Raw genomic sequence first — 22,798 nt, 5'->3', positions numbered from 1 at the left:
GATTTCCTTAACTTAAGAAAAGGGGTCTAATTTAGAGATTCAATAGCCAGTGTACCTTCACGTAAGGCTAAACGAGCTGCTTTGGTAAAAAATTCACTAGGAATCTGATCCATGATCCAATATTCACCCGCGATGGATACCAGCTCCGCCGCGAGATGAGTACAAAATATTTGTGCTTGCTGATCACCACTGGCACCCGCCAGCGCACGCCCACGCATATTGCCATAGATATGAATATTGCCATCTGCCACCAGTTCAGCCCCAGCGCTAACGCTACTGGTCACGATAAGGTCGGCATTGCGGGCATAAATCTGTTGGCCTGAGCGAATAGGGGTATCGATGATACGTGTGCGAGAGGTTTTTTCGTCTTCTTGAGCTTTGACCGGTTCAATTCGCTCAGGATTAGCGGGTGGGGCTTTCTGAATAGCGGCTTTACCTTCATTGAGTAAAGGCGTTCCTATCGAAGCAATTTGAATCTTGAGTTGTTCGTCTTTGCACCCGCTAATGCCGACAATCTTTAGTCCAGATTGTGACACGGCATGATGCATACTTTTCCAATCAACAGTGCTGTTTAACGATGCAACGTTAACCACAACAGGCGCATTCGCCAAAAATGCTGGTGCTTGGGCGATTTTTTCCTGAAGGGCTTTTAACACCACGTCAGGCTGTGGATGATTTATATGGACAACAGAAAGTGTGAAGTTGCTGCCTTTGAGTTCAATGGGCGTCTGTGACATCTATACTTATTCAGTCCTGTGATTTTTTATACACCTTACCTGACTTTCCGAAAGAGTAAAGTCCTGCATAAGGCTAATATTTTGTTAACCCTAAGCATGTTATAATCCTCGTATTCATCAGGCAAGCAACCGAGTTACATTATTCGGAGAAATTTATGATTTGTGCAATATATCGTAGTTCGTTACGGGACCAGACATACTTATATTTGGGAAAGAAAGATGATTTTGGCTGTGTTCCCGAGGCATTAATGAAAGGTTTTGGTAAACCACAATTATCGATGGTCATTTCGCTAGAAGGTAGAGAGCGTCTGGCTTCAGCAGATATTAATAAAGTAAAACAACAGCTTGTAGAGCAAGGTTATTATCTGCAGATCCCACCTCCGGTTGAGAATCTGCTGACGGAACATTTAGCGACCGACTCTAAGGCTGGCTAAGATTCATCTGTAAATGCCAAATTAGGCATTAAGATGGATAATCAAAGATATAAGTAATGTGAACCTGTTATTTGGATTGATTTATGACAATGCTTCCTTTTTGGCAAACAAAAAGTCTTGAGCAAATGAGTGATAGTGAGTGGGAGTCGGTTTGTGACGGCTGTGGTCAATGTTGCTTGAATAAGTTACAAGATGCTGACACCGATGAAATCTACTTCACCAATGTCGCCTGTAACCTTCTCAATATTAAAACCTGCCAATGTCGGCATTATGACAATCGCTTCGCCTACGAGCCAGATTGCATAAAATTAACGCGCGACAACCTTCCTACTTTCTCATGGTTACCGAGGACCTGTAGTTATCGGCTGTTAGCAGAAGGCCACGATTTACCCGCTTGGCACCCTCTGAAAGTTGGATCAGCGAAAGCTATGCATGCGCAGCGTATTTCGGTCAGGCATATTGCCGTGAGAGAAAGTGAAGTTAGGAATTGGGAGGACCATATTATTCCTAACCCAGAATAAAGACACTGGCCACGCTTAACGCACGTGGCCGTGTTAAGTTATGAACGATTTTTCTTAGGGCACGGAAGCTGACACGCAAGTACGATCAAGCCTATTACAAATAATACACCGCTTATTCCCACTAACCATTGAGGCATCGTCATTGATAACCATTCCCAACCTTTATCGGTACAATTTCCTGTTGGTGTGAAAATAGTGGGGAACCATTGATTCAAGGGCAGCCATTGTGGAAATCTTGGAAAGAAATCACAGGTTGCGAACAGGGGGGGATGAAGCTGTAGCTGAGTTTGCTCCCAGGCTAAGGCGAAAGTTTTTGCCGCAGCCACTAGCCAGCCAATAATCGCGACATAACGCAAAGGCGTTTTCGGCGCAATGGCACCAAGCAAAGCCGCTAAGAGTAGCCCAGCCAACGCTGCCCGCTGATAGACACAGAGTACACAAGGCTTTTGCCCTAAGAAGAACTGAAAGCCTAACGCGGTAAGCTCTAATACTAATACACCAGCCGCGAGCAATAACCATGCGCCTCGGTGTTGGGAGAAGTGTTTTAATTTCCGTAACATAACGTTCCTGTAGTCGAAAAGGGAAATACCGCCGAAGATAGTAGCAAAGAACGTGATGGGATCCTAACGGTCATCTTTGCCGCGTGTACCCGACACTACCATTCTCCCCTCGTTGACCAAGCCTCACTGGATTTTTATTAAAAAACTAGTTATTGATGCTGATTAAATTCAAATAGTCAGAATTAAAATCCATTCTATTTTTTGGTTAAAATGCCAAATTTAATATATCCAATCGTTTATAAAATAACCAATCTACTATTTCCTCAGCATTTTTATTCGAAAAGTAAGCATAAAAAACTATGTTTTTAAATATGCGTATAAATTATTGTTTTTTTCTCTAAAAATAACGTGAAATAAACCGCTGTGATTCACCGGTCTGCGATAGGTCATTTCACTAGATGGCAGGGTGGTTTTAGGATTAATGTTCTGTGAGGGTTTTATGCGAGTACTGATTATCGGTGGTGGTGTGGTAGGGGTGACAAGTGCTTGGTATCTCGCTGCTGCGGGTCATGAGGTCACTGTGTTGGAAAAACAGTCTGGGGTAGCAATGGAGACCAGTGCAGGCAATGCGGGGCAAATTTCCCCCGGTTACGCTGCACCTTGGGCGGCACCAGGCATTCCGCTTAAAGCGATCAAGTGGATGTTTCAAAAACATGCGCCATTGGCGATTCGGCCAGACGGTAGTCGTTTCCAACTGTCATGGATGTGGTCGATGCTGCGAAACTGTACGTTAGATCATTATCAAGAAAACAAAGCGAGAATGGTAAGGATCGCCGAATACAGTCGCGATAGTTTACGGGCGTTACGTCAAGAAACGGGCATCCTGTATGAAGGTCGGCAAGGGGGCACTCTCCAGCTTTTTCGTACTGCGCAACAATTTGATAATGCCGCTAAAGATATCGCGGTTCTCCAAGAAGCAGGCGTGCCATTTAATTTACTCGAATCACACCAACTCACCTCGGTTGAACCTGGGCTGGCCAATAGCCTTGATAAATTAACGGGTGGGCTCCAACTGCCAAATGATGAAACCGGTGACTGTAAGCTCTTTACGCAACGTTTAGCGCAGCTTGCTGAACAAGCGAACGTTAAGTTTCTGTTTAACCAAAATGTTGAACGCTTAACGGTCGACAACAATCGTATTACGTCAGTGGTGGCGAATGGCCATTCACTAGACGCCGATGCAATTTTAGTAACGGCGGGGAGTTGGTCAACATCGTTACTTAAGGGATTAGTGGATATTCCTGTCTATCCGCTAAAGGGCTATTCCATTACCTTACCGATTACCGACGAAACCCGCGCACCGGTGTCAACCGTACTCGATGAAACCTATAAAGTTGCGGTCACGCGTTTCGACCAGCGTATTCGGGTGGGGGGCATGGCGGAAATTGTTGGTTTTAACAGCGAACTCCCCAGCGTAAGACGAGAAACACTGGAGATGGTCGTCAATGATCTCTATCCTAATTCAGCGTCGCTGGCCGAAGCCAACTACTGGACGGGGTTACGGCCGATGACGCCAGATGGCACGCCAATTGTGGGCAGGACACCGATAAGTAATCTTTATTTGAATACCGGCCATGGCACGCTAGGTTGGACAATGGCCTGTGGGTCTGGACGATTGATAGCGGATATTATCTCTGGCCGTACGCCGGATATCGCTGCGGATGATTTATCCGTATACCGTTATCTACCGGGTTTTGAAGCACGAACGTTACATTTACAGTCGCAAAACGGCTGAGTTGAGGAGCGAGTTAACGATGTCTAGGCCGATAAAGGCAACTGTCAATACCACCGCATTGAGCCATAACCTAGGCAGGGTGAAAGCGCTCGCACCGGCATCAAAAGTGTGGAGTGTGGTCAAAGCGAATGCCTACGGCCATGGCCTTGCGCGCTGCTATCAAGCGTTTGCTTCGACGGACGGCTATGCACTGCTCAATTATGAAGAAGCTATTCTGCTACGAGAGGCAGGGGTGACTCAGCCGATCTTGCTGTTAGAAGGCTTTTTCAAACCTGAGGATTTAGCGTTAATTGAAGCCTATCAGCTGACTACGGCGATACACAGTGATTGGCAACTGCAAGCGCTAGCCGACTACGTGGCGAAACAGCCAATTGCCGTCTACTTAAAGATCAATAACGGTATGAACCGTTTAGGCTTTTCGCCTGATCGCATTTCGGCCGTATGGCAGACGTTGAAAACACTGCCTGCGGTCGGAGAGATCACGCTTATGTCACACTTTGCACGAGCAGATGAAGGCCCGGCGTTTATCCGTGAACCCTTACAGCGTCTAGAGCAGGCAACGGGGATGCTTCAAGCACCACGTTGTTACGCCAACTCAGCAGCTAGCCTCTGGCATCCCGAGACGCATCATCAATGGATACGACCCGGGGTCGTCTTATATGGCGCATCACCGACCAGCTGCGCGCAGGATATTGCACCATTCGATCTCCGCCCAGCGATGACATTAAGCAGTGAGATTATCGCGGTACAACAGGTTGCAGCGGGTGAGGGGGTTGGCTATGGGCACCGTTACATGACGACGACATCCCAGCGCATCGGAATCGTTGCATGTGGCTATGCGGATGGCTATCCTCGGCATGCACCTTCCGGCACACCCGTCTGGATCGCGGGTAAATTGTGCAAAACGGTCGGCACCGTCTCAATGGATATGCTAATGGTCGATTTAACCGACTGTCCTGAGGCGGCCATTGGCAGCCCCGTCGAATTATGGGGCACCCAACTGCCTGTTGATACTATCGCACAAGCAGCGGGGACGGTGGGTTATGAACTATTAACCGCGGTCACTCAGCGCGTCCCCTTTACGGTAATCGCCTAACTCACTTCACTGAGGTGAGGGATCCTTTGATTTTTAAGCTGGTCAACCAAGCAATGGCGGCCAGCAACCCACCTAATAACATCATTATCGCCAGTGCAACATAGGGAGAGAGTGGAAGCAGCAATACGACTAAACTTCCTCCTGCACCCCCGGCCATCTGAATAAAACCGAGTAACGCTGACGCGACACCAGCATTCTGCTGAAAAGGCGCCAAGGCGTAACTGGTTGCGGGACCCATAATAAATGCTAATCCTGCCACGGATATTGCCACCGGGATCATGTAACTTAACCAGTGTGCAAGAATGGCTGGCGCCAGTAAGTAAGGCTCTAAAAAAAGGATGATTCCTGCCAAGGTCATCGATAACGTGCCGAGCAATAAACAGAATGGGCGACCACATTTTGGAATAATACGATTGGCCAGCGCACTCACCGCCATTATCCACAGTCCGTTGACACCGAAAATCACTGAAAAGCTAAAAGGAGATAAGGCATCGTGCTCCATTAGTACCATGGGCGCTAGAGACACGTAGGTCAAGACCATTCCTAGCGCACTGGCAATTGAAAAGGTAAAAGCCAAAAACGCAGGTTGTTTGATAATCGACAGGTAAGTGCCGGCGGGAAAGATCGCACTACGCTGGGTCGAGTGTGGACGCGTCTCGGGTAGCCACTTATAGACAATGACCATTAATACGAGGCCATAAAGAAACAGAAAGCCAAATGGCGCACGCCATCCCCAATAATGTGCGAGGATTCCGCCGAGCAGGGGCGCCAGGGCGGGAACGATATTTAACGATCCATTAAGAAAACTGTAGGCACGTGCCGCATCATCGCCCTCGAGTCGATCGCGTACGCCACTAAACGCCACCACCGCGGTGCAACATACCGCCATACCTTGAATGATACGGGCGATAAGAAATACCGGCCAATTGATGGCGAGGGCTGCGAGGGCGCTACCCAATAAGTAGAGGCCTAGCCCGACTAAGGCGATAGGTTTTCTGCCATAATTATCGACCAAAGGGCCGGAAATTAATTGCCCAATTCCCATCACTAATAAAAACAATGGGATTGTTAATTGGATATGACTGACCGGTGTCTGCAATCCTGATGCAATATATGGTAGCGTCGGCAAAAAGAGATCGATGCCTAAGGGCGAAAGTAGAACTAAACATAATAATAAAGCAATAAAATAGCGTGGGGAGACCATTACTCTTCTTCTTCTAATATACGTAAACCGACACGCGATATCGTGTCATCATCTTTTTCTGCAACAGTCAATTCAAGCTCCGACCACTGCAAGGCATCACCCACTACCGGATTACGGCCCAATTTCTCAATCATCAACTGAGATAAACTTTTTCCAACGGAGTCATCACGGGTTAATGTTAATCCATACACCGACGCAACTTGTTCCAATGAGGCTTGACCGTCCAGAATAAAATCACCGAAGAAACGTTGGTCGAGATCGACTGGCGGCGTTTGACTGAACATGTTGCCGAGGGCGGATAAATCACGTTCGCGTCCAATCACGCAGAGAATATCATTTTCACGCAGGCGAGTAGAGCCGCGAGGATGCATCAGTACATTATCTCTAAATAAAGCCGTGATCCGGGTATGTTCTGGCATTTTTAGCTCACGTAAGGGGGCATTGATACACCAATTCTCTGAGCCTAATTGGTAGACATATTGCTCCCACGGGCTGTCGGGATGGATATCTAAACTATTACGTTGGAAGGGGTATACCGTGCGTGGCACGATCACTTTTGCGAGCTTTGCCGCGAAAGAGAGGGTACTCCCTTGAAGCAGCAGGGAAACCATCACCACAAAAAAGGCGATATTGAAATAGAGTGAGGCATTATCCAGACCCGCCATCATCGGGAATACCGCGAGAATAATCGGGACGGCACCGCGTAACCCCACCCAGCTAACAAAGCACCGTTCACGTAAACTAAAACTCTTGAAAGGCAGTAAACCGGCGAATACAGAAAGTGGGCGGGCGATAAAAATTAGCCATAACGAGAGTAATAGGGCTGGCAGCGCGATTTTCCACAGATCGCTCGGGACGACCAACAGGCCCAAAACGATAAACATTCCAATCTGACTAAGCCATGCTAAACCATCAAAAATTTGGGTGATCCCTGTGCGGTTACGAATACCACTATTACCTAGCCAGCACCCGGTTAGGTAGACGGCAAGAATACCGCTTCCCCCGAGCAACGTTGTTAAGGCAAAAACCAGTATACCGCCGCTGACCGCAAGCAGGGGATAAAGGCCTGCAGGGAGGGATATCTGGTTAATCAGCCGCTGTAACGTGAATCCGCCAAGCAGGCCGATAAGAATGCCTAATCCAAACTCGCGCACTAAGTGGATAATAAAGTTGGCGTCAATACCGTGATGGTGTTGCTGAATCATCTCAATTAAGGTCACGGTTAAGAATACTGCCATCGGGTCGTTACTGCCTGATTCGATCTCAAGGGTTGAGCTAACCCGTTGGTTTAATCCTTTATCGCCGATCAAGGAAAACACCGCCGCGGCATCGGTCGAACCAATAATGGCGCCGATTAAGAAACCTTGCATCAGGTCAAGGTGAAACAGGTATGCGGCAAGTGCACCGGTTAACCCAGCGGTGATTAGCACACCGACTGTCGCTAAAGATAATGAAGGCCAAATGGCGATACGAATGGAACTGATACTGGTACGCATGCCGCCGTCTAGCAAAATAACCGCTAAGGCGAGATTTGAGACGAGATAGGCGACCGGATAGTTATTGAAGACTATTCCACCGATCCCTTGTTCGCCTGCGAGCATCCCTAATACTAAAAAGATAACGAGAATAGGAATACCTAACTTCGACGAGAAAGAACTCAGTAAAATACTGGCGGTGACGAGTACCGAGCCGATAATAAATAAACTATTAATTGTACTTGAATCCATATTGGCTCATTCCTAACACCCGCTGAAGTGATAAGAGTATTACATATTTTGTGCCATCTGTGTGGGCGTAATGTGTGGCGGCGAGAATAAGAATAACCTTATTTTATAGGACTTTTTCGTTACTTCAGAATAAAAAGCTAGTTTTAATGTTAATAAGCCCTTTATTATCAATTTTTGACAAAAATAACTCGCTAAAATCATCTTTCTTGCGCGTTATTTTAGGAAGTAAGTTAACTCAGGATGTGAACATGTTAAAAAAACAGTTTGTTTTAGCCGCCTCGTTGGTCGGCACCAGTGTTTTATTTTCACAAAATCTCTTAGCTCAACCCCTTTCAGTGGGGGTCGCTGCATTATGGTCTGAATCGCCCTACCACAATACTAAAGATCGTATTGTCCCATTCCCGTTAATCAATTATCAAGATGAGAATGTTTTTTTTCATGGGTTAGAGGCAGGGTACTATCTTTACCATGGCGAAGCCGATCAGTTCTCAATTATTGCCAATACCACCGGACAATATTTCAACCCACACCGTGCTCACCATAGCGCGATGCGTGGCCTTGATAAGCGTCATTTAACCATGATGATGGGTGGGGAGTGGACGCACGTTGCCACTTGGGGTGTTGTTAAAACCGCGTTGACTGGTGATGTACTCAACGAAAGTAACGGTTTGGTATGGGACACTAACTACCATTATCCGTTACAATTTGGCGCGCTTTCTCTGATCCCCGGCGCGGGCGTAACATGGCAGAGTGCCAACCAAACTGATTATTACTATGGCGTCTCTGGTAAGGAATCTCGTCGTACAGGGATTGATCGTTACAAGGCAGACGATAGCTGGTCACCGTATGTGGATATCAGTGCAACTTATCAGTTGACGCGTGATTGGACTGTCGTGGCAGGTGCTCGCTATACCCATTTCGACAATGAAATTAAGCATAGCTCAATGGTCGACAAGTCAGGGCAAACTACCGTTTGGACTGGGGTTAATTACCAATTCTAAACCGGTATTCTCCCAAAGGGTGCTTTGGGAGAACGTCATCACAACGGTAGCGGAGTGATCGTTACCGTTAATTCTGCTGGAGTACTTGGTGTCGAGACCAAAGGCTGTCCTATCCTTGCGGTTTCTACACAGACCATCGTTTTATAGCCTTCATCGCTCATATCGGCCATCGATTGAGATAGGGTCTCGCCTGGGTTCCACGTGACAACGTCACTATGGCCTTGGTGTCGAATATTTATCAGGCGTTTAAGCTGTGGATCCTGCAGAGTTGATTCGGCAGTGGGATGGGTGAAAATACGATCGACCTCGCCATGATAAGTCTGCTCACCCTGTTGAGAACCTAACGCATTATCTTTCACTTTATCGATGTAGTGATTACCTAAGCCACTTACCTTCACCGCTTCACTGTCACCGACGTGGAAATAGCTATGTAGGGCGGCAGTCGATTCGAAATCCCCTTCAACTTTCAGGCTAAGCTGACAAGATTCGGCGCTTAACTCAGCGTGTAAAGTCAGGCTAAATTGATGGGGCCATATCGCGCGTGTTTCAGCGGAGTCGCGTAAATTCATCGTCACGTTTACCTGCTGTGCAGACTCTTCGCAGTGATCTAGCTGCCATAGAGAGGTGCGAGCAAAACCGTGGGAGGGCTTACCCGCGGGGCCAAACCATGGCCAGCAAATCGGCACACCGCCACGAATAGCCTTACCTTGTGTGAAGGCCGTACGATCGCTCAGCCAAATAACGGCAGGTTGGTTCAGTGGTTGCCACGCGATTAATTGGCCACCTTGCAGCGAAAAAGCGGCACGGAATTCCGGATGATCAATGATCAGTAGCGTTAACTCACCTTGTTGACGAAGCGAGCAGAAGGGGCAAAGTTGCTCGGCGATAGGGAGTGAAAAAAGGGATGACTGCATAATATTCTCCAAAAAAAAAGGGCGACCGAAGTCGCCCTTATTCACACGTGGAACGATTTATTTGCCTGCAACCAGGGCAACTAAATCAAGAACTTTGTGAGAGTAACCTGTTTCATTGTCATACCATGAAACCAGTTTAACGAAATTATCGTTCAGTGCGATACCCGCTTTTGCGTCGAATACAGACGTTAACGTTTCGCCGTTGAAATCAGTCGATACTACGTCATCTTCAGTGAAGCCTAAAACGCCTTTCATTGCGCCTTCTGAAGCCGCTTTGATTGCTTGGCAGATTTCTGCGTAAGACGCTTTCTTCTCTAAACGCACGGTCAGATCGACCACAGATACGTTAGGGGTAGGGACACGGAAAGCCATACCTGTCAGTTTACCGTTTAACTCTGGTAATACTTTACCGACAGCTTTCGCCGCACCGGTAGAAGATGGAATGATGTTTTGGCTTGCACCACGTCCACCACGCCAGTCTTTGTGAGAAGGACCATCGACGGTTTTTTGCGTTGCAGTCGTTGCGTGAACAGTGGTCATCAGACCTTCGATGATACCGAAGTTGTCGTTGATCACTTTCGCTAACGGCGCTAAGCAGTTAGTGGTGCACGATGCATTAGAAACGATGTCTTGACCGGCATATTTATCGAAGTTTGCACCACGAACAAACATTGGGGTGTCATCTTTAGAAGGGCCAGTCAGTACGACTTTCTTCGCGCCTGCAGCGATGTGTTTACGTGCAGTATCGTCAGTTAAGAAGATACCCGTTGCTTCCGCAACAACATCAACACCTACTTCATTCCACTTCAGGTTAGCTGGATCTTTTTCGCTCGTTACACGGATTTTTTTACCGTTTACAATTAGCGCGCCATCTTGAACTTCAACGGTACCGTCAAAACGACCGTGGGTTGAGTCATACTTCAGCATGTAAGCCATATATTCTGCGTCTAACAGATCGTTGATCGCGACGATTTCAATGTCTGAACGTTGTTGTGCAGCACGAAACACAATGCGACCGATACGGCCAAAACCGTTGATACCTACTTTGATAGTCATATATTCCACCAGCTATTTGATAGTGAATAAAAGGTTGGCAGTAAAATTACAAAAACCGCTTCATACGTCAAGCTTAATCGTGTCAATTACTGTTGGAAATCAATTATGACGCCTTTACAAAAAAGTCCCTAGCCTAGGGTTGCTCCTAATGTTCGAAAAAAAACACTAATTTGTTATGCATTTGTTATAATGGGGTCTTGGACTGTTTAGTGGAATGTATTATGAGCAACGAGCCATCATCTTTGTCTTCTCTTAACGAAATGCAGCGCTATGTTACGCAGGAGAGAGGGACAGAACCCCCTTTTAGCGGTGCATTACTGCATAACCAGCAAGAAGGGTATTATCACTGTATTGTCTGCCACTCGCCGCTGTTTTATTCTGACACGAAATACGATTCCGGGTGCGGCTGGCCGAGCTTTTATCAGCCGGTATCGGATGACGCCATCCGTTACTTGGAGGATAATAGCCATAACATGCACCGTATCGAAATTCGTTGTGGCCAATGCGATGCGCATCTAGGTCATGTCTTTCCCGATGGGCCTCAGCCGAGCGGTGAACGTTACTGTGTTAACTCCGCATCATTAAATTTTACCGATGCAACAGGCAGCCAAACAAAAGGATAAGATCAAGATGAGTGCTGATTTACAGCGTGTCTTAGCAGAGATGACACCAGAGGTGTATCAACGTTTGGTGACGGCCACCGAGACAGGAAAATGGCCAGACGGCGTGGCACTCACACCAAGTCAAAAAGAGCACACTTTACAGCTTGTTCTACTGTGGCAAGCTCGCCATAACGATAATCCCCAGCATATGTCAGTGGCTAAAGGTGGAGAGATGGTGATGAAAAGTAAACGGCAACTTAAAGAAGAATTCGGTATTACAGACGATATCACCCGAATTAATCTCGATTAAAAAAACAGGGTGCGCTGGGCACCCTGATGCTATTACTCGCTCAGCTCACCGCGCAGATTACGCTGCATCAGCACTCGTATCTCTTCGACAGGTAATTGTTGAGAAAGCAAATAGTGCAACTTGGTCAATGCAGCTTCAACCGTTAAATCACTTCCGCTAACGACGCCGGCTTGTTCTAATGCGTTCCCCGTCGCGTAACCCCCCATATTCACTTTCCCCGACATACATTGGGTTAAATTCACCACAACGATCCCGCGTTTGTAGGCCTCGGCTAAGACCGCAATAAAGGCGGCAGACTGCGGAGCATTTCCCACACCATAGGAGCGCAGAATCAACGCTTTTACCGGTTGGCGTAAGAAGTTACTGACAACATCCGGCGAGATCCCTGGATAGATGGTGACAACACCGATCGGTTGAGGGGTGATGGGGTGAACAATCAGATCGCCTTGCTTAACCGGAGCTGGGGGCGTGTTGAGCTTTTTGATATGAATACCCGCCTCAAGCAGGGGCGATAGATTTGGTGAGGCAAAGGCGTTAAAGCCATCCGCATGGGCTTTGGTAGTCCGATTACCCCGAAATAGGGTGTTATTAAAAAAGAGCCCTACCTCATTGATTGGGTAATTTGCCGCGACGTATAACGCATTTAATAGATTTTGTTGACCGTCAGAGCGTAATTCAGCGAGAGGAATTTGTGACCCTGTCACAATAACCGGTTTACTCAGGTTCTCAAGCATAAAAGAGAGCGCCGACGCGGTAAAGGCCATGGTGTCCGTGCCATGAAGGATCACAAAACCATCGTACTCATCATAATGCTCACGAATATCTTCAGCAATGACTTGCCAATCTGCCGGCGTCATATCGGAAGAGTCCATTAATGGCGTATATTCATGGATAGTAAAAGCAGGCATTTCATGACGATGGAATTCAGGCATTAATTCCAATTGCTGTTGTAAATGTCCAGAGACCGGAATATAACCGTGGGCGGAACGCTGCATACCAATCGTTCCGCCTGTATAGGCAACATAAATATTTTTTTTCTGCATAACGGACACCGAGTAGCGGGATAAAGTAAAAAAATAATGCTGGAGTATAGAAACTTCATCGGAAGAAATACAGCCCGACGACTGCCGGGCTGCGAGGGTTAATTAATTACACCGCAGTTAACACACCAAGCATAACGATTTTGTGGGTCACCTTGCTGGTTAAAAAGCCCAGGTTGTTGTTGAGCTTGCGTCATCACTTCTGATAACGGGGCAGGCAACCAAGCTTTAACCTGGTCAGGAAGTTGCGCTGACACCGAGGCTTGCATCTGCGAGAACAGGGTATCCACCCAAGAAGGATCCTGCTGCACCCACTTCAGCGAGGCTTTTTGCAGATGCGCTAAGGATTGCGCCTTATTCACCGCATCATCAAAGTCACCTAAGGCGTCGACCAGACCGTTTTGCTTGGCGTCTTCACCGGTCCATACATGTCCCTGGCCGATGTCATTGATCTGCTCTGGCGTTTTATGACGCGATTTAGCAACCAAGTTGATGAAATGACGATAACCATTCTCGATGGTGAGTTGCATCATTTGCGTCACTTGATCAGGTAAAGCCTTCGTCATCGAGATATCGGCTAAAGGCGAGGTTGATACACCATCGGTATGGACCCCGACAGAGCCTAAGGTGTTTTCAACGGTATTGATGACGCCAAAGATACCGATAGAGCCAGTCAGTGTTGTCGGGCTAGCGATAATATAGTCGGCAGGCGTTGAAATCCAATAGCCACCCGACGCCGCAAGGCCGCCCATCGAGACCACGATAGGTTTCCCGGCTTTTTTCGCCGCCACTAGCTCTTCGCGAATTTGTTCGGACGCTGTGACGCTACCGCCTGGGCTGTTTACACGCAGAATAATGGCTTTAATCGCTGGGTCGAGACGGGCTTCTCGGATCTGCTGTGCAGTGGTTTCACCGCCGACGTTACCATCGCTCGCAGGCCCATCCATGATCGCGCCATTCGCGACAATCACCGCAACATTAGGTTTATCGTTATTCGCTTTGGCAGGAGCTGAATAATCATAAATGCTCACTTGTTTAAAAGACTTTTGCTGAGAATCCCAACCAAATGTTTTACGCAATTCTTGCTCTACCTCAGCACGGCTTTTTAACCCATCGACTAAGTGAGTTGATAATGCATACTGGGCCGTGTCGCCACCGTTCGCTTTTAATGCAGTAATGATTGCGTCTGCCCCAGGGAAGAGTTGTTGTGGGGTGAGATGGCGGTTAGCCGATACAGTGTTCAGATAGCCTTGCCATAGTTGCGTAATCCAACGTGTATCCGCATCACGCGCAGCAGGAGACATATCATCACGTAGGAAAGGTTCGACTGCAGATTTATAAGTTCCCACCCGGAATACGTGTGAAGAGACCTTAAGCTTATCTAACAGTGCTTTAAAATAGAGATTGTTGGTCGCCATACCGTGAAGATCAACAGCACCCTGCGGCGAAAGATAGAGATGGTTAGCATAGCTCGCCAGATAGTATTGGGCTTGAGTGAAATTATCGCCATAAGCATAAATTGGCTTACCCGACGCGCTAAATTCCTTTAGTGCTTTACCGATATAGTTCAAGGCAGGTTGATCGCCGCCTGCGAAGTTGTGCAGGTCGAGGACGATTCCCGTAATAGTAGGATCTGTTTTCGCTTGGCGAATACTATCGACGAGTTCGAACAATGCATTCTCTTGGCGAAGCTTGCTGTTAGTCCCTAAAAATTCTTGGCCTAGAAGTTTAGAGATTTTTTTATCTTGTGACGGCTGTTCCACTATTACGCCATCAAGGTTTAACACTAAGGCTTGGGTCGTGTTCACTGTACGGGTCGGTGTCGAGTCGTGAGAAAACAGTCCCCATAGTGCAATCCCGCATAAAATCAGGACGAGTAAGAAAAGGTTAAGGATACACTCTCTTACGAAATTGATAATACGCCATAGGCCACTCAAAACCCTGACTATAATTCGCCACGCAGTGCGCATAAATTCTCCATTTATTAATAAAATCTAATACTTAGACGGTCCAAAGAAAAACTTGTCGTCTATCCTAATTAGACCCGGGTGAAAAGTCAGCAGTTAATCATCAAATACTGTTACAAAGCCTACTGATATGTCAGACTTCAACAAACCATCACCGTTAAGGGGAATAGCATGGATTCTTTAGAGTTACTCTTACAGCGCCGTTCGGTCTCACGATTAACTACGCCTGCTCCGTCGGGTGAAGCGCTCGACGCTATATTACAAGCCGGGGCACGAGCACCGGATCATGGCGGACTAAAACCTTGGCATTTCTCGTTAATCCACGGTGAGGGTTTACAACGTTTTAGTGATTTACTCCGTCAGACCTCGATTGAGGATGCCCTCGATGATAAAGCCATCGAAAAAGCCACCCAAGCGCCATTTCGTGCGCCGCTTATTATAACAGTGGTTGCGCGCTGCCAAGAAAACCATAAAGTGCCGCTATGGGAACAAGTGGTGAGTGCAGGGTGCAGCGTGATGGCGATGCAAATGGCTGCGCAAGCACAAGGGTTTAACGGTATATGGCGTTCAGGCGCATGGACCGATCATCCCAAGGTCCGTCAGGCCTTTGATTGCCAGCCCCAAGATAAAATAGTCGGTTTCCTTTACCTCGGTACGCCGCAATTTAATGCGGTTTCGCCGGTACAACCTATCGATCTTAGTCCTTATGTCAGTGAATTCTGACAGTAAATTTGTTTAAAATCGGTAATAGTAGCCTGTTGATTGTCTGCGAAACGATCACTCTTTTCTATCGAGATTAAGGAATATCTTTTTCTATGCGAGTGTTTATTGCGGAAAAGCCCAGTCTAGCCCGCGCCATTGCCGATGTTCTTCCAAAGCCCCATCGTCGTGGGGAGGGATATATTCAGTGTGGACCTCAAGATATTGTCACCTGGTGCGTCGGTCATCTCCTCGAACAGGCACAACCGGACCACTATGATCCTCGCTACGCGCGCTGGGCGCTTGCCGATTTACCTATTATTCCTGAAAAATGGCTGTTAACGCCCCGTAACGATGTAAAAAAACAACTTACGACTATAGGGAAACTTTTAGCCGAGGCGACACAGGTTGTCCATGCCGGTGACCCCGATCGAGAAGGACAGTTATTAGTCGATGAAGTGATCGATTACCTAGGCTTGCCCACAGAAAAACGCCAACAAGTGCAACGTTGTTTAATTAATGACCTAAATCCACAGGCAGTGGAGCGTGCCATCAAGCAATTAAGAAGTAACAGTGAATTCGCGCCACTTTGTATCTCGGCGCTAGCGAGAGCGCGTGCCGATTGGCTTTATGGGATTAATATGACGCGTGCATATACCTTGTTTGGACGACAAGCTGGATTTGATGGCGTGCTCTCTGTCGGAAGGGTTCAAACCCCTGTGCTGGGGCTGGTGGTCCGCCGTGATGAAGAGATCGCGAATTTTATCGCCAAAGATTTTTATGAGGTGAAAGCGTTTGTTTTAGCCGATAACCAACCTTTTACCGCAACCTGGGTACCGAGTGAGGCTTGTGAAGGTTGGCAGGACGAAGAGGGACGATTACTGAATCAAACCCTTGCTGAACATGTCGTGGCGCGGATAACCCAACAACCGGCCAAGGTGATGCACTATCAAAATAAAACAGAGAGTGAGATCGCGCCGTTGCCTTTTTCATTGTCTAGCCTTCAAATTGAGGCGGCGAGGCGGTTTAACCTCGGCGCACAGCAAGTTTTAGATATCTGTCAGAAGCTCTATGAGACGCACAAGTTAATCACTTACCCTCGTTCAGATTGCCGTTATCTTCCTGAAGAGCACTTCGTTGGGCGTCAATCGGTCATTGATGCGCTGCAGAGCCATCTTGCTGAATATCAATCTCTGCCCGATGAGATTGATCTCAGTCGACGCAATCGTTGCTGGGACGATAAGAAGGTCGATGCACACCACGCCATCATCCCCACCGCTAAACGAAATGCCGTTAAGCTGACTGAACATGAAAAAAACGTCTATGGCCTGATTGCTCGACAATATCTGATGCAGTTTGCGGAGGATGCGCAATACCGTAAATGTGTTATAGAGCTGGAGATAGCAGGGGGGAAATTCGTGGCAAAGGCGCGCTTCCTCTCTAGCGCAGGCTGGCGCGTCCTGCTCGGGGCGAAAGAACGTGACGAAGAAAACGATGGAGCGGTCTTACCGGTGGTGGCGAAAGGCGACATCTTACAGTGTGAAGGAGGGGAGGTTATCGCGAAAAAGACTCAACCTCCCAGACACTTTACGGATGCGACATTATTGTCTGCCATGACAGGGATTGCACGTTTCGTACAAGATAAAGCACTGAAAAAAGTGTTGAGAGAAACCGATGGATTGGGGACTGAAGCGACTCGCGCGGGGATTATTGAGTTACTCTTTAAACGTGGATTCTTAGAAAAGAAAGGGCGCTATATTCATTCAACGGTTGTGGGGCGAGGACTCATTCATGCCTTACCTCAACCTTCTGCGGCACCCGATATGACCGCCCATTGGGAATCGACATTAACCCGAATCAGTGAGAAACAGTATCGATACCAAGATTTTATGCAGCCCTTAGTGGATACACTGCATCAATTGATTGGCCATGCTCGGCAAACACCCCCCACTCGCGTGTTACGTGACCTCGCCAAACATTCACCGGCAAAACCCGCCTATAAAAAGCGGGTAGCGAAGAAGGCTTAAAGATCGAACTCTGACCATACCGGCGCATGGTCAGAGGGTTTTTCCATTGAACGCAATGGGTAATCAATACCACTGGCGATCAGGCGTGCATTAAGGGGCGCACTTGCCAGTAGCAAATCGATACGCAGGCCACGATTATCATCAAAGCCTTTCGAACGATAGTCGAACCACGAAAATTGGTCGTTAACTTCAGGATTAATCTGACGCCAAGTATCGGTCAGTCCCCAGTTGATAAGCGTTGCCATCCATTCGCGTTCTTCAGGTAAAAATGAACATTTTCCCGTCTTTAACCATCGTTTACGGTTAACCTCACCGATACCAATATCTGCGTCTGTCACGCTGATATTGACATCGCCCATCACTAACACATGCTGGTCAGGGCTAAGTTGCGTTTGCAGATGCTGAGTCAGATCAGCGTAAAATTTTTGTTTAGCTGGAAATTTAGTGGGATGGTCACGGCTCTCACCTTGTGGGAAATAGCCATTGATAACCGTGATCCGCTCTCCCGATGGCGTTGGAAGCTCGGCCATAATAATACGGCGTTGAGCGTCATCATCGTCAGTGATAAAGCCTCTTTGCACAGAGATAGGTTCGGCTTTCGTCATCAATGCCACACCGTAGTGACCTTTTTGACCATGATAAAAGACGTGATAACCAAGCGCTTCAACCTCTGCACGTGGGAACATATCATCGTGAACTTTAGTTTCTTGAAGGCCGATCACATCAGGCTGATGTTGCTCAACTAAGGCAGCAAGTTGGTGAGGGCGGGCACGAAGGCCATTGATATTAAAAGAGACAAATTTCACGTCGACATCCTAATTCATTCAGTTTTCATTATGGTAACGAGAATTGAGTTGAATGTCATGGAAGAGATAAGCGGAAAAACTAAGAAGTGGTGGTGGGAGAAGGATTCGAACCTTCGAAGTCTGTGACGGCAGATTTACAGTCTGCTCCCTTTGGCCGCTCGGGAACCCCACCTAATACTAAAGCCACACCCGTTGTCGGGTGTGGCGGCATAATAGCAAACTTGATTAGCGAGTAAAGCAATAATCAACGTAATTGAACCGGTTGCTCTGTTTTTGCGCGAAAGGCGAATCAATTCTAATCAAGTGACTGACACTATAAAATGATTGTACGATTCCCATACACAAAGACACGTTGCGCTAACACTTTATCGACGGCACGGCTGAGTACATTCTTTTCAACGTCGCGCCCAGCACGGATCATCTCTTCAGCGGTATAGCTATGGTCGATATTGATCACGTCCTGCATGATGATTGGACCTTCGTCCAAGTTGTCATTAACGTAATGCGCGGTGGCCCCAATCAGTTTTACCCCACGTTCATACGCTTGATGATAAGGTCGTGCGCCAATAAAGGCTGGTAGGAATGAGTGGTGGATATTAATAATTTGATTAGGGAAACGTTTGACGAACTCAGGCGTTAAGACACGCATATATTTCGCCAACACCACGTAGTCAGGCTGGTATTGATCGATGCAGTCTGCCATTTGCGTATCGTGGGCTTCGCGCGTTAGGTTGTCATGACTAATATGGATGAACGGAATATCGAAGCGTTCTACTAACGATTTTAGGGTATCGTGGTTGCCGATCACGGCAGCGATCTCCACATCAAGCCCCCCAAATGCGCTTTTCATTAACAGATCACCTAAGCAGTGTGCCTCACGCGTGACCATAATGACTATACGACGTCGGCCGGCAGCATGCAGCTCGCGCAATGAACCGCTGGGTAATGCTCCATCGAGATCGGCTAGCAGAGTCGAGTCGTTGAAAATCCCTTCTAATTCGGTACGCATGAAAAAACGCCCGGTACGGTGATCGACGAACTCGTTATTTTGAACAATATTCAATTCGTGCTTATAACAAATATTGGTAATTTTAGCGATCAATCCCTTAGCATCGGGACAGATAGTGCGGAGTATTTTACGTTCGATGTTTTTCGCTGACATTAAAGCTGATCCTGTGTTGCATCCTATTGCTGTGACACTAACAAACCTTAGCGCGCACAGCACTTTTTGAATTTTTTTTGTGAGCCGCATGGACAAGTCTCATTACGGCCCGGTATTTTATGAACCCCGTCAATATAATACCAGTGATTATTTTCACGAACAAAACGCGCGGTTTCGTAAATCCAACCAGGCTGTTGGTCACTGGTATAGCGAGCGAAGAAGGTGACGTAAGCCTCATCGACTGCACGTCCAGCATGCGTTTCTACAATCGATAGGCCTTGCCACAGCGTTCCTACACTCTCATTTTGCAAAAGTTGTGCTAATTCTGCAGGGCGGCTTGAGGGATACCACGTTTTGGCAACATACTGAAAAGCGTGTAGCGCATAAGCGGTGTAGCGTGAGCGCATTAATTGTTCAGCAGTTGTTGCAGAAGAATCCCCCTTAATTAGCGGGTCACAACATTGTTTTAGCGGGATGGCGCTTTCACAAGGACAGAGCTCTGGCTGCACGGTATCTTCTCTTATTAAGGGGAATGATGTTTAAAAGTCTTATTTCACTATTATTGAACACCGGGTCAAGAAAGTTCAGCTATACTCATTTCAATATCCAAAGCTGAGTAAGCATTTTGTCTTTAAGGCTATTCAGTCGGTAGTATAAATGAAAGTGCAGGTAGATGAGTGTGGAAAATTTTTTAACCAATAAAATAGTGCTGATCATCGATAATGATCCCGTCTGTGACGCTGTATTGGCTGAGTTTTTAAACTATGCTGGTGCGAAAGTGATGCAAACCGATAGCGGTGAAGAGGGCTTAGATCTCGTTGATCAACATGATGTCACACTGATTATCTGCGGTCTAAATCTACTAGACGTCCCAGCCGTTCCCCTCATCAAACAACTGCACTCGGCGACGATACATACGCCAATTATCGCCTTAACAGATACGCACGATGTCAACCTTATCGCCGCGGTGATGCGAGCAGGCGTCTACGATGTTATCTTAAAACCGCTTACTGATGTTGCCGCGTTAAAAAACTTATTGGTTGAAGCTATTTATCCCGATATGTTTAGCTCTCCAGTGGATGAAAGCGACAAACTTCAGGAAGAGTGGAACCATCTTGTTTCTTATCCCGAAGAGTCCTTAGCCTTACTAAGAAACTTACAGCCCCCAGCGCATCTAAAAGTGGCGGGATGCCAAGTCGGTTACCGACAATTGAATACCAGTGAGAATAACGGACTGATCATCGATATTGCCGAGTTATCGGATCACGAATTCGGATTCTATATTTTTGATGCAGAGTGGGTCGGTGAGTACGGCGCGGTGGCTGCACTTTTATTTAGAGCCTTCTTTAATGATTTATTAAAAAAACATATTACTGCTCATCCGGATAATCTTCCCGCGCTCACCTCTGTCCTTCATGACTTACAACAATTATTAAAAAAATCCGGATTACATGGAGAGTACCCGTTAGTTATCGGCTATTTTAATCGACAACGCGGACATCTTATTGTGGTTAATAGCGGGTTGTCTTGTGTCATTCATCATGATCATCAGCATACGACGTTAATTAAAGATCTGGCATTGGGACGTTATTTTCATGATTCCGCTCAAGAGCAACGACTTTTGTTGACCAGCGCAGAGTGTGAGGTATGGAATGGACCGCGTAAGCTATGGCTACGTTTCAATTGAAAAACATTGTTAACAGTCTGAACACTTAAACTATTTTTATTTTTTTCTAGATAATTCTTACTAACAGTTATGTTAGTATTTAGACTCTTTAAAGGATGCTTTGGCAATTCGCCAACTTAACGAGGTTTGTTTGATGTCTGCTCATGTTTCTAAAATAAGAAAAGCAGTTATTCCTGTTGCGGGATTAGGTACTAGAATGTTACCTGCGACAAAAGCTATTCCGAAAGAGATGTTACCCCTAGTTGATAAACCTTTAATTCAATATGTGGTTAATGAATGTATCGCTGCGGGCATCAATGAAATAGTGTTAGTGACGCACTCTTCTAAAAACTCTATCGAAAACCACTTCGATACCAGCTTTGAATTAGAAGCGATGCTGGAAAAGCGTGTTAAGCGCCAACTTTTAGACGAAATCCAAAGCATCTGTCCTCCGCATGTCACTATCATGCAAGTTCGACAAGGTGAGGCTAAAGGACTAGGCCATGCAGTAATGTGTGCACACCCAGTTGTTGGAAATGAACCTTTCGCGGTGATTCTTCCAGACGTCATTATTGACGAATATGAATCGAATCCTAAGAAAGATAACCTTGCTGAGATGCTCTCTCGCTTCGAAGCAAGCGGTCATAGCCAAATTATGGTTGAACCTGTTGAAGATGTGACGGCATACGGTGTTGTCGACTGCCAAGGCGCTACTCTGCAACCTGGCGATAGCGCACCAATGGTGGGCGTAGTTGAAAAACCTAAAGCCTCCGAATCACCGTCGAACCTTGCAGTTGTCGGTCGTTATGTATTGTCTGCTGATATCTGGCCTTTACTGGCAAAAACGCCTGCTGGCGCTGGCGGTGAAATTCAACTGACTGACTCTATCGCGATGATGATGGAAAAAGAAACGGTTGAAGCTTACCACCTCAAGGGCGTAAGCCATGACTGTGGTAACAAGCTTGGCTATATGCAGGCTTTCGTTGAATACGGTGTACGCCATCCAGTACTTGGCGAAGATTTCAAAGCGTGGTTAGCGGAAAACGTTAAATAGTTTTTTTGATGACTAAGCTTATAAAAAAACCGCCATTTGTGGCGGTTTTTTTAACTCTTAATTAAAAATTTATCTAGAGTATCGCCCTGATTGAGGGCTTTCTGGATAACGGCAGGGGTTCGACCTTGACCAGTCCAAGTATGGGCAATACCCAATGAATCGGTATATTCATATTTAGCGGGTCTTTTTTCACGAGTTTGTTTGCTAGGTTTTGCCGGCGGAGTCTGCTGAACTAATTCACTAATATCAATTCCCTCAGACAGCATCATCTCGCGGATTTTGTCGACACGTTTTGCATGCTCAGCATCTTGCACACTTTTACTCGCCTGTTCCTCACGACGTTCTTCAACAACTGCCGTAAATTTATCTAAAATATCGGTTAGGGTTTCTAAGGAGAAATTACGAGCCTCAGTACGTAAAAAACGGTAGTTGTTCAAAGCGAGAAGCTGATCACTCATAAGAGTTCCTCATGGGGAGGGT

At 46.8% G+C, this 22,798-nt stretch carries 23 protein-coding genes and 1 tRNA gene; 11 read left to right on the top strand and 13 right to left on the bottom strand.

The window, feature by feature from the left end:
- Positions 1-26: 26 nt before the first annotated feature.
- A complete protein-coding gene (gene minC / locus HGT71_RS02220; RefSeq protein ID WP_214216335.1) occupies positions 27-737 on the bottom strand; it encodes a septum site-determining protein MinC in 711 nt (236 codons plus the stop codon).
- Between the two features lie 155 nt (positions 738-892).
- On the opposite strand from minC, the gene HGT71_RS02215 reads away from it, so the two are divergent.
- Positions 893-1,171, top strand: a complete 279-nt coding sequence (locus HGT71_RS02215) for a YcgL domain-containing protein (RefSeq protein WP_214216334.1) — start codon at positions 893-895, stop codon at positions 1,169-1,171.
- Between the two features lie 83 nt (positions 1,172-1,254).
- A complete protein-coding gene (locus HGT71_RS02210; protein ID WP_048913119.1) occupies positions 1,255-1,692 on the top strand; it encodes a YcgN family cysteine cluster protein in 438 nt (145 codons plus the stop codon).
- Between the two features lie 38 nt (positions 1,693-1,730).
- On the opposite strand, the gene dsbB is transcribed toward HGT71_RS02210, so the two are convergent.
- Positions 1,731-2,252, bottom strand: a complete 522-nt coding sequence (dsbB, locus tag HGT71_RS02205) for a disulfide bond formation protein DsbB (RefSeq protein ID WP_214216333.1) — start codon at positions 2,250-2,252, stop codon at positions 1,731-1,733.
- Between the two features lie 439 nt (positions 2,253-2,691).
- Between dsbB and HGT71_RS02200 the strand changes: the two genes are divergently transcribed.
- Both HGT71_RS02200 and alr read left to right on the top strand, forming a co-directional pair.
- A complete protein-coding gene (locus HGT71_RS02200) occupies positions 2,692-3,987 on the top strand; it encodes a D-amino acid dehydrogenase (RefSeq protein ID WP_214216332.1) in 1,296 nt (431 codons plus the stop codon).
- A 19-nt stretch (positions 3,988-4,006) separates the two neighbouring features.
- Entirely contained in the window at positions 4,007-5,083 is a 1,077-nt protein-coding gene (gene alr / locus HGT71_RS02195; RefSeq protein WP_214216331.1) for an alanine racemase, read from the top strand.
- Position 5,084: 1 nt separating this feature from the next.
- On the opposite strand, the gene HGT71_RS02190 is transcribed toward alr, so the two are convergent.
- Positions 5,085-6,287, bottom strand: a complete 1,203-nt coding sequence (locus HGT71_RS02190) for a multidrug effflux MFS transporter (protein ID WP_214216330.1) — start codon at positions 6,285-6,287, stop codon at positions 5,085-5,087.
- Positions 6,287-8,014: a potassium/proton antiporter gene (locus HGT71_RS02185; protein WP_214216329.1), complete on the bottom strand. Its 1,728-nt coding sequence runs from the start codon at positions 8,012-8,014 to the stop codon at positions 6,287-6,289. The genes HGT71_RS02190 and HGT71_RS02185 overlap by 1 nt, the downstream gene beginning before the upstream one ends.
- 248 nt (positions 8,015-8,262) lie before the next feature.
- On the opposite strand from HGT71_RS02185, the gene HGT71_RS02180 reads away from it, so the two are divergent.
- Positions 8,263-9,015 carry a MipA/OmpV family protein gene (locus HGT71_RS02180; protein WP_214216328.1) on the top strand — a complete coding sequence of 251 codons (753 nt, stop codon included), beginning with the start codon at positions 8,263-8,265 and terminating at the stop codon, positions 9,013-9,015.
- A 38-nt stretch (positions 9,016-9,053) separates the two neighbouring features.
- Here the strand turns inward: HGT71_RS02180 and HGT71_RS02175 are convergent, their stop codons facing one another.
- Together HGT71_RS02175 and gapA are read right to left on the bottom strand one after the other, a co-directional pair.
- Positions 9,054-9,929 (bottom strand): D-hexose-6-phosphate mutarotase, encoded by an 876-nt coding sequence (locus HGT71_RS02175; protein WP_214216327.1) that lies wholly within the window; start codon positions 9,927-9,929, stop codon positions 9,054-9,056.
- A gap of 57 nt (positions 9,930-9,986) precedes the next feature.
- Positions 9,987-10,985 (bottom strand): glyceraldehyde-3-phosphate dehydrogenase, encoded by a 999-nt coding sequence (gene gapA / locus HGT71_RS02170; RefSeq protein WP_048913111.1) that lies wholly within the window; start codon positions 10,983-10,985, stop codon positions 9,987-9,989.
- A gap of 221 nt (positions 10,986-11,206) precedes the next feature.
- On the opposite strand from gapA, the gene msrB reads away from it, so the two are divergent.
- Both msrB and HGT71_RS02160 read left to right on the top strand, forming a co-directional pair.
- Positions 11,207-11,608: a peptide-methionine (R)-S-oxide reductase MsrB gene (gene msrB / locus HGT71_RS02165; protein ID WP_099822782.1), complete on the top strand. Its 402-nt coding sequence runs from the start codon at positions 11,207-11,209 to the stop codon at positions 11,606-11,608.
- Positions 11,609-11,615: 7 nt separating this feature from the next.
- Complete coding sequence (locus tag HGT71_RS02160) at positions 11,616-11,897, top strand: YeaC family protein (protein ID WP_214216326.1); 282 nt, start codon at positions 11,616-11,618, stop codon at positions 11,895-11,897.
- A gap of 32 nt (positions 11,898-11,929) precedes the next feature.
- On the opposite strand, the gene ansA is transcribed toward HGT71_RS02160, so the two are convergent.
- Both ansA and sppA read right to left on the bottom strand, forming a co-directional pair.
- The gene (gene ansA / locus HGT71_RS02155; RefSeq protein ID WP_214216325.1) at positions 11,930-12,940 is read right to left on the bottom strand and encodes an asparaginase; all 1,011 of its coding nucleotides are present in this window, start codon (positions 12,938-12,940) and stop codon (positions 11,930-11,932) included.
- 98 nt (positions 12,941-13,038) lie between these two features.
- Positions 13,039-14,907, bottom strand: coding sequence for a signal peptide peptidase SppA (sppA, locus tag HGT71_RS02150; RefSeq protein ID WP_214216324.1), 1,869 nt, complete (start codon positions 14,905-14,907; stop codon positions 13,039-13,041).
- A gap of 168 nt (positions 14,908-15,075) precedes the next feature.
- Between sppA and HGT71_RS02145 the strand changes: the two genes are divergently transcribed.
- Positions 15,076-15,627 carry an NAD(P)H nitroreductase gene (locus HGT71_RS02145; protein WP_214216323.1) on the top strand — a complete coding sequence of 184 codons (552 nt, stop codon included), beginning with the start codon at positions 15,076-15,078 and terminating at the stop codon, positions 15,625-15,627.
- A 92-nt stretch (positions 15,628-15,719) separates the two neighbouring features.
- Positions 15,720-17,630, top strand: a complete 1,911-nt coding sequence (locus HGT71_RS02140; protein ID WP_214216322.1) for a DNA topoisomerase III — start codon at positions 15,720-15,722, stop codon at positions 17,628-17,630.
- On the opposite strand, the gene xthA is transcribed toward HGT71_RS02140, so the two are convergent.
- The 4 genes from xthA to HGT71_RS02120 form a co-directional block, all read right to left on the bottom strand.
- Positions 17,627-18,436, bottom strand: a complete 810-nt coding sequence (xthA, locus tag HGT71_RS02135; protein WP_048913104.1) for an exodeoxyribonuclease III — start codon at positions 18,434-18,436, stop codon at positions 17,627-17,629. The two genes, HGT71_RS02140 and xthA, sit on opposite strands and share 4 nt — an antisense overlap.
- Before the next feature lie 87 nt (positions 18,437-18,523).
- Positions 18,524-18,608, bottom strand: a tRNA-Tyr gene (locus HGT71_RS02130).
- 141 nt (positions 18,609-18,749) lie between these two features.
- A complete protein-coding gene (purU, locus tag HGT71_RS02125) occupies positions 18,750-19,598 on the bottom strand; it encodes a formyltetrahydrofolate deformylase (RefSeq protein ID WP_214216321.1) in 849 nt (282 codons plus the stop codon).
- Between the two features lie 47 nt (positions 19,599-19,645).
- A complete protein-coding gene (locus HGT71_RS02120) occupies positions 19,646-20,107 on the bottom strand; it encodes a YchJ family protein (protein ID WP_214216320.1) in 462 nt (153 codons plus the stop codon).
- A 170-nt stretch (positions 20,108-20,277) separates the two neighbouring features.
- Here HGT71_RS02120 and HGT71_RS02115 point away from each other — a divergent pair, with 170 nt between their 5' ends.
- Both HGT71_RS02115 and galU read left to right on the top strand, forming a co-directional pair.
- Positions 20,278-21,285 carry a response regulator gene (locus HGT71_RS02115; RefSeq protein ID WP_214216319.1) on the top strand — a complete coding sequence of 336 codons (1,008 nt, stop codon included), beginning with the start codon at positions 20,278-20,280 and terminating at the stop codon, positions 21,283-21,285.
- 133 nt (positions 21,286-21,418) lie between these two features.
- Entirely contained in the window at positions 21,419-22,318 is a 900-nt protein-coding gene (galU, locus tag HGT71_RS02110; RefSeq protein WP_214216318.1) for a UTP--glucose-1-phosphate uridylyltransferase GalU, read from the top strand.
- Positions 22,319-22,368: 50 nt separating this feature from the next.
- Here galU and HGT71_RS02105 read toward each other — a convergent pair whose 3' ends face one another.
- A complete protein-coding gene (locus HGT71_RS02105) occupies positions 22,369-22,776 on the bottom strand; it encodes an H-NS family histone-like protein (RefSeq protein WP_214216317.1) in 408 nt (135 codons plus the stop codon).
- Between the last annotated feature and the right edge of the window lie 22 nt (positions 22,777-22,798).

Origin of the sequence: Rosenbergiella epipactidis (genome assembly GCF_018494055.1) — a bacterium.
Taxonomy (GTDB): domain Bacteria; phylum Pseudomonadota; class Gammaproteobacteria; order Enterobacterales; family Enterobacteriaceae; genus Rosenbergiella; species Rosenbergiella epipactidis.
This window is presented reverse-complemented; position numbering and strand designations above follow the sequence as displayed.

Coding starts and splice junctions, on each gene's coding strand:
- gapA (WP_048913111.1), bottom strand. CDS start 10,985: ATGACTATCAAAGTAGGTATCAACGGTTTTGGCCGTATCGGTCGCATT.
- minC (WP_214216335.1), bottom strand. CDS start 737: ATGTCACAGACGCCCATTGAACTCAAAGGCAGCAACTTCACACTTTCT.
- HGT71_RS02160 (WP_214216326.1), top strand. CDS start 11,616: ATGAGTGCTGATTTACAGCGTGTCTTAGCAGAGATGACACCAGAGGTG.
- HGT71_RS02200 (WP_214216332.1), top strand. CDS start 2,692: ATGCGAGTACTGATTATCGGTGGTGGTGTGGTAGGGGTGACAAGTGCT.
- galU (WP_214216318.1), top strand. CDS start 21,419: ATGTCTGCTCATGTTTCTAAAATAAGAAAAGCAGTTATTCCTGTTGCG.
- HGT71_RS02105 (WP_214216317.1), bottom strand. CDS start 22,776: ATGAGTGATCAGCTTCTCGCTTTGAACAACTACCGTTTTTTACGTACT.
- msrB (WP_099822782.1), top strand. CDS start 11,207: ATGAGCAACGAGCCATCATCTTTGTCTTCTCTTAACGAAATGCAGCGC.
- HGT71_RS02210 (WP_048913119.1), top strand. CDS start 1,255: ATGACAATGCTTCCTTTTTGGCAAACAAAAAGTCTTGAGCAAATGAGT.
- HGT71_RS02185 (WP_214216329.1), bottom strand. CDS start 8,014: ATGGATTCAAGTACAATTAATAGTTTATTTATTATCGGCTCGGTACTC.
- HGT71_RS02190 (WP_214216330.1), bottom strand. CDS start 6,287: ATGGTCTCCCCACGCTATTTTATTGCTTTATTATTATGTTTAGTTCTA.
- ansA (WP_214216325.1), bottom strand. CDS start 12,940: ATGCAGAAAAAAAATATTTATGTTGCCTATACAGGCGGAACGATTGGT.
- HGT71_RS02140 (WP_214216322.1), top strand. CDS start 15,720: ATGCGAGTGTTTATTGCGGAAAAGCCCAGTCTAGCCCGCGCCATTGCC.
- purU (WP_214216321.1), bottom strand. CDS start 19,598: ATGTCAGCGAAAAACATCGAACGTAAAATACTCCGCACTATCTGTCCC.
- HGT71_RS02180 (WP_214216328.1), top strand. CDS start 8,263: ATGTTAAAAAAACAGTTTGTTTTAGCCGCCTCGTTGGTCGGCACCAGT.
- HGT71_RS02175 (WP_214216327.1), bottom strand. CDS start 9,929: ATGCAGTCATCCCTTTTTTCACTCCCTATCGCCGAGCAACTTTGCCCC.
- HGT71_RS02215 (WP_214216334.1), top strand. CDS start 893: ATGATTTGTGCAATATATCGTAGTTCGTTACGGGACCAGACATACTTA.
- dsbB (WP_214216333.1), bottom strand. CDS start 2,252: ATGTTACGGAAATTAAAACACTTCTCCCAACACCGAGGCGCATGGTTA.
- sppA (WP_214216324.1), bottom strand. CDS start 14,907: ATGCGCACTGCGTGGCGAATTATAGTCAGGGTTTTGAGTGGCCTATGG.
- alr (WP_214216331.1), top strand. CDS start 4,007: ATGTCTAGGCCGATAAAGGCAACTGTCAATACCACCGCATTGAGCCAT.
- HGT71_RS02145 (WP_214216323.1), top strand. CDS start 15,076: ATGGATTCTTTAGAGTTACTCTTACAGCGCCGTTCGGTCTCACGATTA.